Annotated in this window: 16 protein-coding genes and 1 pseudogene; 10 read left to right on the plus strand and 7 right to left on the minus strand. The window is 66.7% G+C overall.

What is annotated here, in order from left to right; translation table 11 throughout:
* Positions 1–61: 61 nt before the first annotated feature.
* The 6 genes from WS61_RS26805 to WS61_RS26830 form a co-directional block, all read right to left on the minus strand.
* The gene (locus tag WS61_RS26805; protein WP_059504979.1) at positions 62–538 is read right to left on the minus strand and encodes a molybdenum cofactor biosynthesis protein MoaE; all 477 of its coding nucleotides are present in this window, start codon (positions 536–538) and stop codon (positions 62–64) included.
* A gap of 115 nt (positions 539–653) precedes the next feature.
* Positions 654–911: a molybdopterin converting factor subunit 1 gene (moaD, locus tag WS61_RS26810; protein ID WP_050013225.1), complete on the minus strand. Its 258-nt coding sequence runs from the start codon at positions 909–911 to the stop codon at positions 654–656.
* Between the two features lie 19 nt (positions 912–930).
* Complete coding sequence (gene glp, locus WS61_RS26815; RefSeq protein ID WP_059504980.1) at positions 931–2,178, minus strand: gephyrin-like molybdotransferase Glp; 1,248 nt, start codon at positions 2,176–2,178, stop codon at positions 931–933.
* A gap of 233 nt (positions 2,179–2,411) precedes the next feature.
* Complete coding sequence (gene thrC / locus WS61_RS26820) at positions 2,412–3,863, minus strand: threonine synthase (RefSeq protein WP_059504982.1); 1,452 nt, start codon at positions 3,861–3,863, stop codon at positions 2,412–2,414.
* A 10-nt stretch (positions 3,864–3,873) separates the two neighbouring features.
* Positions 3,874–5,202, minus strand: a complete 1,329-nt coding sequence (locus WS61_RS26825) for a homoserine dehydrogenase (RefSeq protein WP_059504983.1) — start codon at positions 5,200–5,202, stop codon at positions 3,874–3,876.
* Between the two features lie 54 nt (positions 5,203–5,256).
* Positions 5,257–6,495 carry a pyridoxal phosphate-dependent aminotransferase gene (locus WS61_RS26830; RefSeq protein ID WP_059504985.1) on the minus strand — a complete coding sequence of 413 codons (1,239 nt, stop codon included), beginning with the start codon at positions 6,493–6,495 and terminating at the stop codon, positions 5,257–5,259.
* 313 nt (positions 6,496–6,808) lie between these two features.
* Here WS61_RS26830 and WS61_RS26835 point away from each other — a divergent pair, with 313 nt between their 5' ends.
* From WS61_RS26835 to WS61_RS26875, 9 genes are all read left to right on the plus strand, one after another.
* On the plus strand, positions 6,809–7,183 hold the full coding sequence (locus WS61_RS26835; RefSeq protein ID WP_059504987.1) for an Mth938-like domain-containing protein: 375 nt from the start codon (positions 6,809–6,811) through the stop codon (positions 7,181–7,183).
* A 123-nt stretch (positions 7,184–7,306) separates the two neighbouring features.
* Complete coding sequence (locus tag WS61_RS26840) at positions 7,307–8,983, plus strand: glycosyltransferase family 39 protein (RefSeq protein WP_059504989.1); 1,677 nt, start codon at positions 7,307–7,309, stop codon at positions 8,981–8,983.
* A gap of 12 nt (positions 8,984–8,995) precedes the next feature.
* Positions 8,996–9,367, plus strand: coding sequence for an EamA family transporter (locus tag WS61_RS26845; RefSeq protein WP_006482863.1), 372 nt, complete (start codon positions 8,996–8,998; stop codon positions 9,365–9,367).
* A 130-nt stretch (positions 9,368–9,497) separates the two neighbouring features.
* Complete coding sequence (locus WS61_RS26850; protein ID WP_059504991.1) at positions 9,498–10,649, plus strand: DegT/DnrJ/EryC1/StrS aminotransferase family protein; 1,152 nt, start codon at positions 9,498–9,500, stop codon at positions 10,647–10,649.
* A 6-nt stretch (positions 10,650–10,655) separates the two neighbouring features.
* Complete coding sequence (locus tag WS61_RS26855) at positions 10,656–11,693, plus strand: glycosyltransferase (RefSeq protein WP_059504993.1); 1,038 nt, start codon at positions 10,656–10,658, stop codon at positions 11,691–11,693.
* Positions 11,690–12,637 carry a formyltransferase gene (locus WS61_RS26860; protein WP_059504995.1) on the plus strand — a complete coding sequence of 316 codons (948 nt, stop codon included), beginning with the start codon at positions 11,690–11,692 and terminating at the stop codon, positions 12,635–12,637. The genes WS61_RS26855 and WS61_RS26860 overlap by 4 nt, the downstream gene beginning before the upstream one ends.
* The gene (locus tag WS61_RS26865; RefSeq protein ID WP_059504997.1) at positions 12,634–13,689 is read left to right on the plus strand and encodes a bifunctional UDP-4-keto-pentose/UDP-xylose synthase; all 1,056 of its coding nucleotides are present in this window, start codon (positions 12,634–12,636) and stop codon (positions 13,687–13,689) included. Before WS61_RS26860 ends, WS61_RS26865 begins: the two co-directional genes overlap by 4 nt.
* Before the next feature lie 13 nt (positions 13,690–13,702).
* Positions 13,703–14,599 (plus strand): polysaccharide deacetylase family protein, encoded by an 897-nt coding sequence (locus WS61_RS26870; RefSeq protein ID WP_059504999.1) that lies wholly within the window; start codon positions 13,703–13,705, stop codon positions 14,597–14,599.
* Between the two features lie 96 nt (positions 14,600–14,695).
* The gene (locus WS61_RS26875; protein ID WP_034207483.1) at positions 14,696–15,157 is read left to right on the plus strand and encodes a peroxiredoxin; all 462 of its coding nucleotides are present in this window, start codon (positions 14,696–14,698) and stop codon (positions 15,155–15,157) included.
* A gap of 198 nt (positions 15,158–15,355) precedes the next feature.
* Here WS61_RS26875 and WS61_RS35980 read toward each other — a convergent pair.
* Positions 15,356–15,597: pseudogene (locus WS61_RS35980) on the minus strand (hypothetical protein); the annotation flags it as partial.
* Between WS61_RS35980 and WS61_RS26880 the strand changes: the two are divergent.
* Positions 15,493–17,295: a PhoH family protein gene (locus WS61_RS26880; protein ID WP_059505001.1), complete on the plus strand. Its 1,803-nt coding sequence runs from the start codon at positions 15,493–15,495 to the stop codon at positions 17,293–17,295. The pseudogene WS61_RS35980 and the gene WS61_RS26880 sit on opposite strands and share 105 nt — an antisense overlap.
* The last annotated feature ends 100 nt before the right edge of the window (positions 17,296–17,395 follow it).

Below are 17,395 nucleotides of genomic sequence, written 5' to 3' on the forward strand. Positions count from 1 at the left end.
GCCCCTCGCGCACGACGATGGCGCGCCTGCAGCACATCGCCGCATCGCCCGGGTGCCGCGCTCAGCGCGGCGTGTTGCCCGACTCGACGCCCCAGCGCGCGAGCGCGGCGTCGTCGGTACTGCGCGCATCGACCCAGCGCTCGCCGTCCGGCGTCGTTTCCTTCTTCCAGAACGGCGCTTCGGTCTTCAGATAGTCCATCACGAACTCGCACGACGCGAACGCATCGCCACGGTGCGCCGCGACCGTCGCGACCATCACGATCTGGTCGAGGGGCAGCAGCCTGCCGACGCGATGCACGATCGCGACGTCGATGCCCGGCCAGCGCCGGCCGGCCTCGGCCGCGATCTTCTCGAGCGCCTTCTCGGTCATTCCCGGATAGTGCTCGAGTTCCATGACGGCGACCGCATCGCCTTCGTTCAGGTCGCGCACCGTACCGACGAAGCACGCGACCGCGCCGATCTTCGGGTTGCGCGCACGCAATGCCATCACTTCGGCATTCAGATCGAAATCGTCGGTCTGGACTCGTACCATAACCATCGTTTGCTCCTGCTCCTGTCGACCCGAGTTGGCGCTTTAGCGCTTACTCGGGTCCCATGCAACGCTGCCGACCCGCGTGAGCGCTTCAGTGCCTACCCCGGGCCCCATGCAAGACTCAACCGCCCGTCACCGGCGGGAAGAACGCGACCTCGCAACCTTCGGTGAGCCGCGTGTCGGGATCGGTCATCTCGTGGTTGCATGCCATGCGCAATGCGCGCCCTTCGGCGAGCGTGTCGGCCCACGCGCCGCCGCGCACGCGCAGCCACGCGCGCACGTCGCCGACGGTCGTCACGCTGTCCGGCACGTCGGCTTCTTCGTCGGCCACGCCCAGTGCTTCACGCACGCTTGCAAAAAATTTCAGCTGAATCTTCATGGTTCGGGGAGCCGCCGCGTTACGACAGCAATTCGGAAAACGGAATGAAACGCACGGTCTCGCCTGCGCTGATCGCGTGCTGCGGCGGATTGTCGATCAGGCCATCGCCCCAGACCGTCGACGTGAGCACGGCCGAGCTCTGGTTCGGGAACAGGTCGAGGCCGCCGGCCGCATTGACGCGCGCCCGCAGGAATTCGTTGCGCCGGTCGCCCTTGCTCTGCGAAAAATCGGCGCGCAGCGACAACGCGCGCGGCGCGACGTCGCGCACGCCGGACAGGCGCAGCAGGAACGGCCGCACGAACAGCAGGAACGTGACGAAGCTCGACACGGGGTTGCCGGGCAGCCCGATGAAATGCGCATCGGCGCGCGCGTCGCCGCGGCGCACCGCGCCGTACGCGAGCGGCTTGCCGGGTTTCATCGCGATCTGCCACAGCGCGAGCCGCCCTTCGGCCTCGACGGCCGGCTTCACGTGATCCTCGTCGCCGACCGACACGCCGCCGCTCGTCAGGATCACGTCGTGATCGCGGGCGGCCTCGCGCAGCGTGTCGCGCGTCGCGGCCAGCGAGTCGGGCACGATCCCGTAGTCGGTCACGTGGCAGCCGAGCCGCTCGAGCAGCCCGCGCAGCGTGAAGCGGTTCGAGTTGTAGATCGCACCGGGCTTCAGCGGCTCGCCGGGCATCGTCAGTTCGTCGCCGGTGAAGAACACCGCCACGCGAATCCGCCGCGCGACCGACAGTTGCGCGCAGCCGACCGATGCGGCCAGGCCGAGCGCCTGCGGCGTGAGCCGCGTGCCGGCCGGCAGGATCACCGCACCCCGACGGATGTCCGCGCCCTGCGCGGTGATCCATTCGCCGGCCTTCGGCGTGTGGAGGATCTCGACCGCGTCGCCGTCGGCCGACGTCTGCTCCTGCATCACGACGGCGTCGGCGCCGGGCGGCACCGTGGCGCCGGTGAAGATCCGCGCGGCCGTGCCGGCCGCGAGCGGCGCGGCCGGATGGCCGGCCGGAATGCGCTGCGACACCGGCAAGCGTCGATCGCCGTGCAGCAGATCGGCGACGCGCACCGCATAGCCGTCCATCGCGCTCGTATGCATCGGCGGCACGTCGAGCGGCGAGCTCACGTCGGCCGCCAGCACGCGGCCGAGCGCGTCGAGCGTGGCGACGGTTTCGGCGCCGGGCAGCGGCTGCGCGGCATCGAGCAGCGCGGCAAGCGCCTCGGCGGTCGACAGCATCGGCGCGCGCGGCGCCGCGGGATTCGGGTTCGACATCGATGGAATCGGGAATCGTTGGAGTCAGTACGTCATTGTAGCGACGCCGCCACGCGGGCGCGCGATATGGCGGACATGCGAAGACTGTGATCGGCGCGAACGCGCGGATTTGGCACGTGTTTCGCGCCACCTGCGATGCCGCAGGCCAAACGAAACGGCCGGAACCCCGATCCGTTCGACGAATCGGCATTCCGGCCGTCCTGCACGACCGGGCCCGCAGGCCCGGCCGCGCGTCATGCGCCCGTATGGGCGGCGATGAAGTCCTTCACCTGCTGCGCGTCGGCCTTCACGACCTCGAAGCGCTGCGGCAGCGCCTCGAGCCCGTCGAATGCGGCCGGCCGCTCGGCTTCGCGATCGAGCGCTTCGCGAATCGTCTCGCCGAACTTGATCGGCTGCGCCGTCTCGAGCACGACCATCGGCACGCCGGCCTCCAGATACTCGCGCGCGACCTTCACGCCGTCGGCCGTATGTGTATCGATCATCGTGTCGTAGCGCGAGAACACGTCGCGGATCGTCGCGATACGGTCGGTGTGGCTGCTGCGGCCGGACACGAAACCGAATTCGGCGACGCGCGCGAAATCGCCGCTCGCCGCGAGATCGAAGCCGCCCTTCTCCTCGACATCGCGGAACAGTTGCATCACGCGGGCCGGATCGCGGCCGAGCAGGTCGAACACGAAGCGCTCGAAGTTCGATGCCTTCGAGATGTCCATGCTCGGGCTGCTCGTGTGATAGGTGTGCTCGGCGCTGCGCACGCGATACGCGCCGGTGCGGAAGAACTCGTCGAGCACGTCGTTCTCGTTGGTCGCGACCACCAGCTTCGCGATCGGCAGCCCCATCATCCGCGCGATGTGGCCCGCGCAGACGTTGCCGAAATTGCCCGACGGCACCGAGAACGATACGCGCTCGTCGTTGGACCGCGTCGCCGCGAAGTAGCCCTTGAAGTAGTACACGACCTGCGCGACGACGCGCGCCCAGTTGATCGAGTTGACGGTGCCGATCTTCTGCCGCGCCTTGAACGCATGATCGTTCGACACGGCCTTCACGATGTCCTGGCAATCGTCGAACACGCCTTCGACCGCGAGGTTGAAGATGTTCGGATCCTGCAGGCTGAACATCTGCGCCGTCTGGAACGCGCTCATCTTCTTGTGCGGCGACAGCATGAACACGCGCACGCCGGCCTTGCCGCGCATCGCGTATTCGGCCGCGCTGCCGGTGTCGCCCGACGTCGCGCCGAGGATGTTCAGCGTTTCGCCATGCTTCGCGAGCGTGTACTCGAACAGGTTGCCGAGCAACTGCATCGCCATGTCCTTGAACGCGAGCGTCGGGCCGTTCGACAGTTCGAGCAGCGACAGCGCCGCGCCGCTCTCGGTGCCGAGCGTCTTCAGCGGCGTGATGTCGGACGCGTTCTCGCCGTGGCGCGTGTTGCTGTACACGGCGGCCGTATACGTGCGGCGGGTGATCGCGCGCAGGTCGTCGGCCGGCACGTCGTCGCAGAACTTCGACAGGATCTCGAATGCGAGATCCGCGTACGGCAGCGTGCGCCAACGCGCGAGCTCGTCGGCGGAGACCTTCGGGTATTCGGCCGGCAGATAGAGCCCGCCGTCCTTCGCGAGACCGCCGAGCAGGATGTCGGAGAACGTGTGGCGCTCGCCGATGCCGGCGCCGCGCGTGGAGATGTAGTTCATGTCGTCAGCCTCAGTTCAGCGCTTCCATGCGCAGCTTCGTCACCTTCGACACGACGGTCGCGAGGCTCTCGATTTGTGCGATCGCCGCATTGACGTTCTTCTCGACCGTTTCGTGCGTGATCAGGATGATGTCGGTCTCGCCGTTCGCGCCGTCGATCTGCTCCGATTCCTTCTGCAGCAGCGCGTCGATCGAGATGCCCGATTCGGCGAGGATGCGCGTGATGGCGGCGAGCACGCCGGTCTGGTCGGCGACGCGCAGACGCAGGTAGTAGCCGCTCGTCACTTCCTCGATCGGCAAAATCGGCGTGTTCGACAGGCTGTCCGGCTGGAACGCGAGGTGCGGCACGCGGTGCTCGGGATCGGCCGTATGCAGGCGCGTGACGTCGACGAGATCCGCGACCACGGCCGATGCTGTCGGCTCCGCGCCCGCACCCTTGCCGTAGTACAGCGTCGTGCCGACCGCATCGCCGTGCACGACGACCGCGTTCATTGCGCCCTCGACGTTCGCGAGCAGGCGCTTTTCCGGGATCAGCGTCGGGTGCACGCGCAGCTCGATGCCGTTCGTGGCGCGGCGCGCGATGCCGAGCAGCTTGATCCGGTAACCGAGCTCCTCCGCGTAGCGGATGTCGGTCGCGTCGAGCTTGCTGATGCCTTCGACGTACGCGCGGTCGAACTGCACCGGCACGCCGAACGCGATCGCGCTCATGATCGTCGCCTTGTGCGCGGCGTCGACGCCCTCGATGTCGAAGGTCGGATCGGCTTCCGCGTAGCCGAGTTCCTGCGCGGCCTTCAGCGCGGTCGCGAAGTCGAGCCCGCGGTCGCGCATTTCCGACAGGATGTAGTTCGTCGTGCCGTTGATGATGCCGGCGATGTACTGGATGCGGTTCGCAGTCAAGCCTTCGCGCAGCGCCTTGATGATCGGGATGCCGCCGGCGACGGCCGCCTCGAACGCGACCATCACGCCTTGCTCGCGCGCGGCTTCGAAGATCTCGGTGCCGTGCACCGCGAGCAGCGCCTTGTTCGCCGTCACGACGTGCTTGCCGTTCGCGATCGCGCGCAGCACGAGCTCGCGCGCGATGCCCGTGCCGCCGATCATCTCGGCGACGATCGCGATCGACGGATCGTCGACGACCGCGTTGAAATCGTCGGTGATCTGCGCGGTGCCGGCGTGAGCGCCGAGCGCGGCCTGCGCCTTGGCCGGGTTGCGCACGGCGATGCGCGCGACCTCGATGCCGCGCCCCGCGCGTCGTTTGATTTCTTCCTGGTTGCGGTGCAACACCGTGAAGGTGCCGCTGCCGACGGTGCCGAAGCCCAACAGGCCAACTTTGATCGGTTCCATGCTGCGTGTGATCGATGAGTAAGAAGTAGTGAGTTCCGTGCGGCCCCTGCCCGCTCAGACCGAATGGCGCTTGCGGTAGCCGTCGAGAAAGCGCGCGATCCGGTTGATCGAATCGGCCAGGTCGTCGAGGTTCGGCAGGAAGACCACGCGGAAGTGGTCCGGCGCCGCCCAGTTGAAACCCGTGCCCTGCACGAGCAGCACGCGTTCCTCGAGCAGCAGGTCGAGAATGAACTGCTGGTCGTTCTGGATCGGGTAGAGCTTCGGGTCGAGGCGCGGAAACATGTACAGCGCGGCCTGCGGTTTCACGCAGGTCACGCCCGGGATCGACGTCAGCATGTCGTACGCGAGTTCGCGCTGCTTGTACAGGCGCCCGCTCGGCACGATCAGCTCGTTGATGCTCTGGTAGCCGCCGAGCGCCGTCTGGATCGCGAACTGGCCGGGCACGTTCGCGCACAGGCGCATCGACGACAGGATGCCGAGCCCTTCGAGGTAGTCCTTCGCTCGCCGGCGGTTGTCGCCGCCGAGGCCCGACACGGCCATCCAGCCCGCGCGATAGCCGCACGACCGATAGCTCTTCGACAGGCTGTTGAACGTGACGGTGATCACGTCCTCCGACAACGCACCCAACGCGGTGTGCTCGAGGCCGTCGTAGACGATCTTGTCGTAGACCTCGTCGGCGAACACGATCAGCCCGTGCTGGCGCGCGATCTCGAGCAGTTCGAGCAGCAATTCGTCGGAATAAAGCGCGCCGGTCGGATTGTTCGGGTTGATCACGACGATCGCCTTCGTGTTCGGCGTGATCTTGCTGCGGATGTCGTCGAGATCGGGCATCCACGCGTTCTGCTCGTCGCACACGTAGTGCACGGGCGTGCCGCCCGACAGGCTCACGGCCGCCGTCCACAGCGGGTAGTCGGGCGCGGGCAGCAGCACTTCGTCGCCGTCGTTCAGCAGCGCCTGAGTCGCCATCACGATCAGCTCGGACGCGCCGTTGCCGATGTAGATGTCGTCGAGGCCGACGCCGACGACGCCCTTTTCCTGCGTGTAGTGCATCACGGCCTTGCGCGCCGAGAACACGCCCTTCGAGTCCGAATAGCCGGACGACGCCGGCAGGTTGCGGATCATGTCCTGGATGATCTCGTCCGGCGCGTCGAACCCGAACGGCGCGAGGTTGCCGATGTTCAGCTTGATGATGCGGTGGCCTTCTTCCTCGAGGCGCTTCGCGTGCTCGAGCACCGGGCCACGGATGTCGTAGCAGACGTTGAGCAGCTTGTTCGACTTCTGAATCGGTTTCACGACGACACGGTTCCTGGGTTGGCCTTGCGGCCGGGGGACGGGATCAAAACTGGAAAGCGGCCGGTCTGTGCGCGCTGTCTAGACTGGGAAAAAGCGGCGGCCGGACGCGGCTTGTGGCGGCGCACGACGCAAGTGGCGCCCGCGGGCGACCAAAAAGTTATAATTTAGCGGATTTTGGCCGACTTTCGCAATGCACCATAGCCGTGCCGGGCCCGCGCCGTCGGGCGTCCGCGCGTGCCCGAGGGCGCGAAACCGGCCGGCCGGGCCGGTACGGCCCTGCCAACCCATTCCTACGGAACCGCGGAATACCGATTTGAAACTGCACCAGGACACGAGCGGCGCGCTCAACACCGTCACCGGCTACGGCCCCGATTATGTCGACGTCAACCTCGAACGCCATGAAACGAGCGTCATCGTGCTGCCCGGCGCGCCGGTCCAGACCTGGCCCGTGTCGTCGTTCGACGCGCTCGCGCCCGAGCATTTCGCGATGCTGCTCGACCCGACGCCCGAGCTCGTGATCTTCGGCAGCGGCGCGCGGCTGCGCTTCCCGCATCCACGGCTCGTCGCGGCGCTCACCGCGAAGCGGATCGGCGTCGAGACGATGGATTTCCAGGCCGCCTGCCGCACCTACAACATCCTGATGGCCGAGGGCCGCAAAGTCGCCGCCGCGCTCTTAATTGAACGTTAACCCCCGATGCGGCAAAAATCGGGCCGGCGCAGCGGGTCGATCCCCCGATCGCCCCGGCCAGGCCGCCCGGCCCCGGCGCATCCGCCGGCGGCCCGTCACAACAACCAAACAGGCTGAAAACCCATGAACGATACGCCGTCGAGGCTACCGCTCAATCGCATCACGCTCGTCCTCCTGCTCGTCGCGCTCGCGATCGTCTGGTTCGCGCCGCTCGGGCTGCGCCACCTGATCCCGAGCGACGAAGGCCGCTATGCGGAAATGGCGCGCGAGATGTTCGTCACCGGCGACTGGATCACGCCGCGCTACAACGGCTACAAGTACTTCGAGAAGCCGCCGCTGCAAACCTGGCTGAACGCGCTGACATTCGCGTGGTTCGGCATCGGCGAGTGGCAAGCGCGTCTGTATACCGCGGTGGCGAGCTTCGCCGGCGTGCTGCTCGTCGGCTACACCGGCGCGCGCCTGTTCAACCCGCTGTCGGGCTTCCTCGCGGCCGTCGTGCTCGCCAGCTCGCCGTACTGGAACCTGATGGGCCACTTCAACGCGCTCGACATGGGGCTCGCGTTCTGGATGGCGCTGTCGCTCTGCTCGCTGCTGCTCGCGCAACGGCCCGGGCTGCGCCCGAGCGCGGTGCGCGGCTGGATGTGGGCGTGCTGGGCCGCGATGGCGTTCGCGGTGCTGTCCAAGGGCCTCGTCGGCCTGATCCTGCCCGGCGCCGTGCTCGTGCTGTATACGCTGATCGCGCGCGACTGGGCATTGTGGAAGCGCCTGTACCTGGTCAGCGGCCTCGTGATCTTCTTCGCGATCGTCATGCCGTGGTTCGTGCTCGTCCAGCAGCGCAACCCCGAATTCTTCAACTTCTTCTTCATCGTCCAGCAGTTCCGCCGGTACCTGACCCCGGAACAGAACCGCCCGGGCCCGCTGTACTACTTCGTGCCCGTGCTGCTGGTCGGCTTCCTGCCGTGGCTGTCGGTCGCGTGGCAGAGCATCCGTCATGCGCTGCGCATGCCGCGCCAGCCGAACGGCTTCTCGCCGATGCTCGTGCTGCTGATCTGGAGCGCGTTCATCTTCCTGTTCTTCAGCGCGTCGCATTCGAAGCTGATCTCGTACGTGCTGCCGGTCGCACCGGCGCTCGCGCTGATTATCGGCGCGTACCTGCCGCTGATGACGGCCGAGCGCTTCCGTCGCCATCTGCTCGGCTACCTCGTGTTCTTCGTCGCCGCGGCGTTCGGGATCATCTTCCTCGCTTATCAAGGCGACGCCCGCACGCCGAACGCGCTGTACCGCGCTTTCCAGATGTGGCTGTACGCCGGTCTCGCGGTCTCGGCCGCGCTGACGCTCGCGGCCGCGTGGCTGAACCGCCGCGCGGGCGTGACCGCCGCGCTCGCCGCGTTCGGCGCCGCGTGGCTTGCGTTCGGCACGATCGGCGGCACCGGGCACGACGAGTTCGGCCGCTACAGCTCGGGCGCGCTGCTCGCGCCGGCCGTGCGCGCCGAACTGGCGAAACTGCCGCCCGACACGCCGTTCTACTCGGTCGAGATGCTCGATCACACGTTCCCGTTCTACATGGGCCACACGACGATCATGGTGCAGCGTCAGGACGAGCTCGCGTTCGGGATCTCGGTCGAGCCGAACAAGTGGATCCCGACCGTCGGCGAATGGATCACGCGCTGGAAGCAGGACGCCCATGCGCTCGCGATCATGGCGCCCGGCCAGTACGACGCGCTGGTCAAGGAAGGCGTGCCGATGCGCGTGATCGCGCGCGACAACCGCCGCGTGATCGTCGAGAAACCGCAATCGTAAGGACGCCCCCGCATGAATCCCGTTTCGTTCGTCTGCATCGTCACCGGCGTGATGCTCAACGCCTGTGCGCAACTTCTGCTGAAAGCCGGCGTCAACGCCGTTGGACACTTCGAATTCAGCCGTGCGAACATCATCCCGGTCGGGCTCAAGATCGCGACCCAGCTGCCGATCATCGGCGGCCTCGGCTGCTACGTGCTGAGCGTCGTCGTGTGGATCGTCGGGCTGTCGCGCGTCGACGTGTCGATCGCGTACCCGATGCTGTCGCTCGGCTACGTCGTCAATGCGTTCGCGGCGTGGTACCTGTTCGGCGAGGTGTTGTCGGTCCAGCGGCTCGTCGGCATCGGCATCATCCTGATCGGCGTGCTCGTGCTCGCGCGCAGCTGAGCACTGCCCGCCGCGTTAAGCGTCCGCCTACAAAAAATCACGGTACGAATCCGCCAACCGGTGTTTAATGCCGGTTTCGGACGGATCGCCCGACCCTTTTATTACACGCCATTACAGGCCAAACGCGTTCATGAGCCAGACTACCGCTCCGTTTCTGCCGTTCACCCGCCCCGAGATCGATGAGGAAACCATCCAGGGCGTCGTCGACGTGCTGCGCTCGGGCTGGATCACCACCGGCCCGCAGTGCCAGAAATTCGAGGCCGCGCTGTCCGAGTACTGCGGCGGCCGTCCGGTCCGCGCATTCAATTCGGGCACCTGCACGCTCGAGATCGGCCTGCGCATCGCGGGCGTCGGCCCCGGCGACGAGGTGATCACGACGCCGGCGTCGTGGGTCTCGACCAGCAACGTGATCATCGAAACGGGCGCGACGCCCGTGTTCGCCGACATCGATCCCGTCACGCGCAACATCGACCTCGACAAGCTCGAACAGGCGATCACGCCGCGCACGAAGGCGATCATCCCCGTGTTCCTGTCCGGCTTGCCGGTCGACATGGACCGCCTGTACGCGATCGCCCGCGCGCACAAGCTGCGCGTGATCGAGGACGCCGCGCAGGCGTTCGGCTCGACGTGGCGCGGCAAGCGCATCGGCGCGATCGGCGACCTCGTGTCGTTCAGCTTCCACGCGAACAAGAACCTGACGACGATCGAAGGCGGCGCGCTCGTGCTGAACGACGAGGACGAAGCCGTGCTCGCGCAGAAGTACCGGTTGCAGGGCATCACGCGCACCGGCTTCGACGGGATGGACTGCGACGTGCTCGGCGGCAAGTACAACCTGACCGACGTGGCCGCGCGCGTCGGCCTCGGCCAGTTGCCGCACATCGAGCGCTTCACCGCGCAGCGCCGCGCTCTCGCCCGCGCGTATTTCGCCGCGTTCGACGGCGGCGCGGCCGTGAAGCTCGGCGTCGGCCTGCCGGTCGCCGAATTCGAGCACGGCAACTGGCACATGTTCCTGGTCACGCTGCCGCTCGAGCGGCTGTCGATCTCGCGCGCCGAGTTCATGGCGCAGATGAAGGAACGCGGCATCGGCACGGGCATCCACTACCCGGCGATCCATCTTTTCACGCTGTACCGTGCGCGCGGTTTCAAGGAGGGCATGTTCCCCCACGCCGAACGGTACGGCGCGTCGACCGTCACGCTGCCGCTGTTTACGCAGATGACGGAAGGCGACGTGCGTCGCGTGGTCGACGCCGTCAATCAGATTTGCGAACAATACGGAAAATAAGCGTACATGAGTCACCTTGAAGCACGCGCCGGGCACTCGGGCGCCGCGCACCTGGACGCCGGCCGGCCCGAAGTATCGGTCATCATCCCCGTGTACAACGAGGAAGACGGCCTCGCCGCGCTGTTCGCGCGGCTGTATCCGGCGCTCGACGCACTCGACGCGTCGTACGAAGTGATCCTGATCAACGACGGCAGCCGCGACCGCTCGGCCGCGATGCTCGCCGATCAGTTCCACGTCCGGCCCGACACGACGCGCGTGGTGCTGCTCAACGGCAACTACGGCCAGCACATGGCGATCCTCGCCGGCTTCGCGCAATCGCGCGGCGAGATCGTCGTCACGCTCGACGCCGATCTGCAGAACCCACCCGAGGAAATCGGCAAGCTGATCGCGAAGATGCGCGAGGGCCACGACTACGTCGGCTCGATCCGCAAGCAGCGCCAGGACAGCCTGTGGCGACGCAAGGCGTCGCAGATGATGAACCGGCTGCGCGAGCGCATCACGCGCATCAAGATGACCGACCAGGGCTGCATGCTGCGCGCGTACAGCCGCCGCATCATCGATACGATCAACGTGTGCGGCGAGGTCAACACGTTCATCCCCGCGCTCGCGTACACGTTCGCGCAGAACCCGACCGAAATCGAGGTCGCGCACGAGGAACGCTTCGCGGGCGAATCGAAGTATTCGCTGTACAGCCTGATCCGGCTGAACTTCGACCTGGTGACGGGCTTCTCGGTCGTGCCGTTGCAGTGGCTGTCGTTCATCGGCGTGATCCTGTCGCTCGGCTCCGCCGCGCTGTTCGCGCTGCTGCTCGTGCGCCGCTTCATCGTCGGCGCGGAAGTGCAAGGCGTGTTCACGCTGTTCGCGATCACGTTCTTCCTGCTCGGCGTGATCATCTTCGCGCTCGGCCTGCTCGGCGAATACGTCGGCCGCATCTACCAGCAGGTGCGCGCGCGGCCGCGCTACCTGATCCAGGCCGTGCTCGAGCAGCACGACGGCGTGCCGCCGGTGCCGGCCGCCGCGCACCGCCCGGGAGCCGCGCAATGAAGCCGCGCGCGGTCGTCTTCGCGTATCACAACGTCGGCGTGCGGTGCCTGCAGGTGCTGCTCGCGCGCGGCGTCGACGTCGCGCTGGTCGTCACGCACGAGGACAATCCGAACGAGAACATCTGGTTCGGCAGCGTCGCGTCCGTCGCGGCCGAACACGGCATTCCGGTCGTCACGCCGGCCGATCCCGCCGATCCGGCGCTGCGCCGCGCGGTGTCCGACGCGCGGCCCGATTTCATCTTCTCGTTCTACTATCGGCACATGCTGCCGGTGGACCTGCTCGCGATCGCGCCGCGCGGCGCGTACAACATGCATGGTTCGCTGCTGCCGAAATACCGGGGTCGGGTACCGACCAACTGGGCCGTGCTGAACGGCGAGACCGAAACCGGCGCGACGCTGCACGAGATGGCCGCCAAGCCCGACGCGGGCGCGATTCTCGCCCAGACCGCGGTGCCGATCCTGCCGGACGATACGGCCGCGCAGGTATTCGACAAGGTCACGGTGGCCGCCGAGCAGACGCTGTGGCGCGTGCTGCCCGCGCTGCTCGCGGGCGAGGCGCCGCACCTGCCGAACGATCTCGCGACCGGCAGCTACTACGGCGGGCGCAAGCCGGAGGACGGCCGCGTCGACTGGTCGAAACCGGCCGCGCAGGTCTACAACCTGGTGCGCGCGGTCGCCCCCCCGTATCCGGGTGCATTCACGGACGTCGGCGGCGCGCGCTTCGTGATCGCGCGCGCGCGCCTTGCGGCGCCCGGCAGCGCGGCGGCGACGGCCGCGGCAGATTTGCCGCCCGGCCTGCACGTAAGCGATAATGCGCTATTCGGCGTCTGCGGCGACAGCCGCGCCCTATCCATTCTCGAGCTGTGGCAGCAGCGCGACGGCGGCGAAACCGTCGTGACGCCCGCGGAATTCGCGCAGTTCATTCATTCTTCCCGTCATTCATGAAAGCAAAAAAAGTCCTGATCCTGGGTGTGAACGGCTTCATCGGCCATCACCTGTCGAAGCGCATTCTTGAAACCACCGATTGGGAAGTGTTCGGCATGGACATGCAGACCGACCGGCTGGGCGACCTCGTCAACCACGAGCGGATGCATTTCTTCGAAGGCGACATCACGATCAACAAGGAGTGGGTCGAGTATCACGTGAAGAAGTGCGACGTGATCCTGCCGCTCGTCGCAATCGCGACGCCCGCGACCTACGTCCAGCAGCCGCTGCGCGTGTTCGAACTCGACTTCGAGGCGAACCTGCCGATCGTGCGTTCGGCCGTCAAGTATGGCAAGCACCTCGTGTTCCCGTCGACCTCCGAGGTCTACGGCATGTGCTCGGACGAGCAGTTCGACCCGGATGCGTCGGCGCTCACCTACGGCCCGATCAACAAGCCGCGCTGGATCTATGCGTGCTCGAAGCAGCTGATGGATCGCGTGATCTGGGGCTACGGGATGGAAGGCCTGAACTTCACGCTGTTCCGTCCGTTCAACTGGATCGGCCCGGGCCTCGACTCGATCTACACGCCGAAGGAAGGCAGCTCGCGCGTGGTCACGCAGTTCCTCGGCCACATCGTGCGCGGCGAGAACATCAGCCTCGTCGACGGCGGCTCGCAGAAGCGCGCGTTCACCGATATCGGCGACGGCATCAGCGCGCTGATGAAGATCATCGAGAACAAGGGCGGCGTCGCGTCGGGCAAGATCTACAACATCGGGAATCCGAAGAACAACTTCTCGGTTCGCGAGCTCGCGCACAAGATGCTCGAGCTGGCCGCGGAATTCCCCGAGTACGCCGAGTCGGCCAAGCAGGTGAAGCTCGTCGAAACGACGTCCGGCGCCTACTACGGCAACGGCTATCAGGACGTGCAGAACCGCGTGCCGAAGATCGACAACACGATGCAGGAGCTCGGCTGGGCGCCGCAGGCGACGTTCGACGACGCGCTGCGCAACATCTTCGAAGCGTACCGCGGCCACGTCGCCGACGCGCGCGCGCTCGTCGAACAGCAAGGCTGATCGGGACGCTCGCTTGGCTCGTATCGTCCTCAAGATCGACGTCGACACGCTGCGCGGCACGCGCGAAGGCGTGCCGAACCTCGCGCGCATCTTCGACCGCTTCAATGCCCGCGCGACCTTCCTCTTCAGCCTCGGCCCCGATCACACGGGCTGGGCGCTGCGGCGCGTGTTCCGCCCGGGCTTCCTGAAGAAGGTGTCGCGCACGTCGGTGGTCGAGCACTACGGCGTGAAGCAGCTGATGTACGGCGTGCTGCTGCCCGGCCCCGACATCGGCCGCCGCGCGATCGCCGACATGCGCGCGATTCACGAGGCCGGCTTCGAATGCGGGATCCACACGTGGGATCACGTCTACTGGCAGGACAACGTGCGCGTGCGCGATCGCGACTGGACCGCGCGTGAAATGCAGAAGAGTCACGCGCGCTTCGTCGAGATCTTCGGCGCGCCGCCCGTCACGCACGGCGCGGCGGGCTGGCAGATGAACGACGCCGCGTTCGAGCAGATCGACGCGTGGGGGATGCGCTACGCGTCCGACGGTCGCGGCCACTCGCCGTACCTGCCCGTGGTCGGCGGCCGCACGCTGTCGCACGTGCAGATGCCGACCACGCTGCCGACGCTCGACGAAGTGCTCGGCGTCGACGGCGTCGACACGCACAACGTCGCCGCGCACCTCCTCAAGTTCACCGAAACCAATCCGCACGACCAGGTGTTCACGCTGCACGCGGAACTGGAAGGCCAGAAGCTCGCGCCCGTATTCGAGCAACTGCTCGCCGGCTGGCGTGCGCAAGGCCACACGTTTGCGACGATGGGCGACTACCATGCAACGCTGGACCGCGACTCGCTGCCATCGTACCCTGTCGCGTGGGGCGAAATCCCCGGCCGCTCCGGTGAACTGATCGTCCAGCCCGACTGAGTTCGCGCGCGAGCCGGCGTCGCCGCCGCGCCCTTGCGACGCCCCGCCGAACCGCGCCGCCGCAGCGGCGCTCTTCCATAACAACAGGAGAAACACGTGTCCGTCGAAGTTGACCGTCAAGTTCCCGATTTCACCGCACCGGCCACGGGCGGCGACATTTCGCTGTCCGACCTGAAGGGCAAGAAGCTCGTGCTGTACTTCTATCCGAAGGACAACACGCCGGGCTGCACGACCGAAGGGCTGCAGTTCCGCGATCTCTATCCGAAGTTCAAGAAGGCCGGTGCGGAAGTCATCGGCGTGTCGCGCGACAGCCTGCGCTCGCATGACAATTTCAAGGCCAAGCTCGAGCTGCCGTTCCCGCTGATCTCCGATGCCGACGAAGCGCTGTGCGCGTTGTTCGATGTCATCAAGATGAAGAAAATGTATGGCAAGGAAGTGCGCGGAATCGAGCGCTCGACGTTCCTGATCGACGCCGACGGCGTGCTTCGCCAGGCATGGCGCGGCATCAAGGTACCGGGTCACGTGGACGACGTGCTAAAGGCTGTACAAGCGCTTTGAGGCGCGTTATATTGGGCCGCAATGAATGCCAGTTCGCCCCATATTTCTCGTAGCTGCGCCGGTGCCCGTTGCAATGCTTGCCGGCACCTGACGCGCATCACGACGGCATCAGCCGAGCCGCATGTCCCTGTCGACGGGGCAGCGGCTTTTTTTATGGAACGCGCGCCGGCCCTCCCCGGTCCGGCCCTTACCGCATCGAGGAGCTGATCGACACTTAGGCGAACCGGCTAGACGAAATTCCTGTGCGCCACCGCGCGCAAACTGCATGCGTCTACGTCACGCAGGATGCGATCAGCGGCGCACTTCATGCGACACGATTCCTCCCGAGGGACACCATGCCTTTGCCTACTCCCCCCAGCAAGCTCGGCAGCCTGCTGCCGCCCGACGAATACAAGGCGAAAGCGCGGCCCGCGAAAGCCGCGAAGAAATCCGCCGAAGGGGACGCATCCACAGCCGGTGACTATGGTTCGGCCAGCGTGGCCCCACCGATGATCGAAGCCGCGAACACGGCCGCGCCGTTGCGCGCCGTCGCGTCTTCGGTGTCCGGCGCCGCGAGCGCACCCGCACGCGGCCGCAAGACCAAGCAGACGGCCGCCCTGCTGCAGCCGCTGCCGGCGCCCGTCGAGCCCGCGGCGCCGGTCGTCGCACGCAACGACAAGCCGGCCGCCGGCAAACCGGCGGCCACGCCCGCGCGCGACGCCGGCGCCGCGACGAAGTCGCGCGGCCGCAAACCCGCCGAAGCCGAACTGCAGAAACTGTTCGTGCTCGACACCAACGTGCTGATGCACGACCCGAGCAGCCTCTTCCGCTTCGAGGAACACGACGTCTATCTGCCGATGATGACGCTCGAGGAACTCGACAACCACAAGAAGGGGATGTCCGAAGTCGCGCGCAATGCACGCCAGGTCAGCCGCACGCTCGACGCGCTCGTCGCCGACGGCGGCCCGATCTCGGCCGGCATTCCGCTGTCGCGCCTCGGCAGCCGCGACGCGCTCGGCCGCCTGTACTTCCAGACGAAGCTCGCCGACATCGCCCCCATCGAAGGCCTGCCCGAAGGCAAGGCCGACAACCAGATCCTCGGCGTCGTGCGCGCGCTGCAGCGCGACCGCCCCGATCGCCAGGTCGTGCTGGTGTCGAAAGACATCAACATGCGGATCAAGGCGCACGCGCTCGGCCTGCCCGCGGAAGACTACTTCAACGACCAGGTGCTCGAGGATTCGGATCTCCTGTACAACGGCGTGCGCGAGCTGCCGCAGGACTTCTGGACCAAGCACGCGAAGGGCATGGAGAGCTGGCAGGACACGAAGACGGGTACCACGTACTACCGCGTGACGGGCCCGCTCGTCGCGTCGATGCTCGTCAACGAGTTCGTCTATCTGGAGCCGCAGAACGGCGAGCCGACGTTCCACGCGATCGTCCGCGAGTTGAACGGCAAGACGGCGCTGCTGCAGACTTTGCGCGACTACAGCCACCACAAGAACAACGTGTGGGGCATCACCGCGCGCAACCGCGAGCAGAACTTCGCGCTGAACCTGCTGATGAACCCCGAGATCGACTTCGTCACGCTGCTCGGCCAGGCCGGCACCGGCAAGACGCTCGTCGCGCTCGCGGCCGGCCTCGCGCAGGTGCTCGACGACAAGCGCTACAACGAGATCATCGTGACGCGCGCGACCGTGCCCGTCGGCGAGGACATCGGTTTCCTGCCCGGTACCGAGGAAGAGAAGATGCAGCCGTGGATGGGCGCATTCGACGACAACCTCGAAGTGCTGCAGAAGACCGACGATGCGGCCGGCGAATGGGGGCGCGCCGCGACGCAGGAGCTGATCCGTTCGCGCCTCAAAGTGAAGAGCATGAACTTCATGCGCGGCCGCACGTTCGTCGACAAGTACCTGATCATCGACGAGGCGCAGAACCTGACGCCGAAGCAGATGAAGACGCTCGTCACGCGCGCGGGTCCCGGCACGAAGATCGTCTGCCTCGGCAACATCGCGCAGATCGACACGCCGTACCTGACCGAAGGCAGCTCGGGCCTGACCTACGTCGTCGACCGCTTCAAGGGCTGGGGCCACAGCGGCCACGTGACCCTCGCGCGCGGCGAACGCTCGCGGCTCGCCGACTACGCGTCGGACATCCTGTAACGCGCAGGCCGGCCGATCGGCCGGCTTTCGACGCCACGCGGCGCTCCGTTTTTGGAGCGCCGTTTTTATTTAGGGTCGAAGATATAAGTAATGCTTCGTC

The organism is Burkholderia sp. ABCPW 11, assembly GCF_001523445.1.
GTDB lineage: Bacteria > Pseudomonadota > Gammaproteobacteria > Burkholderiales > Burkholderiaceae > Burkholderia.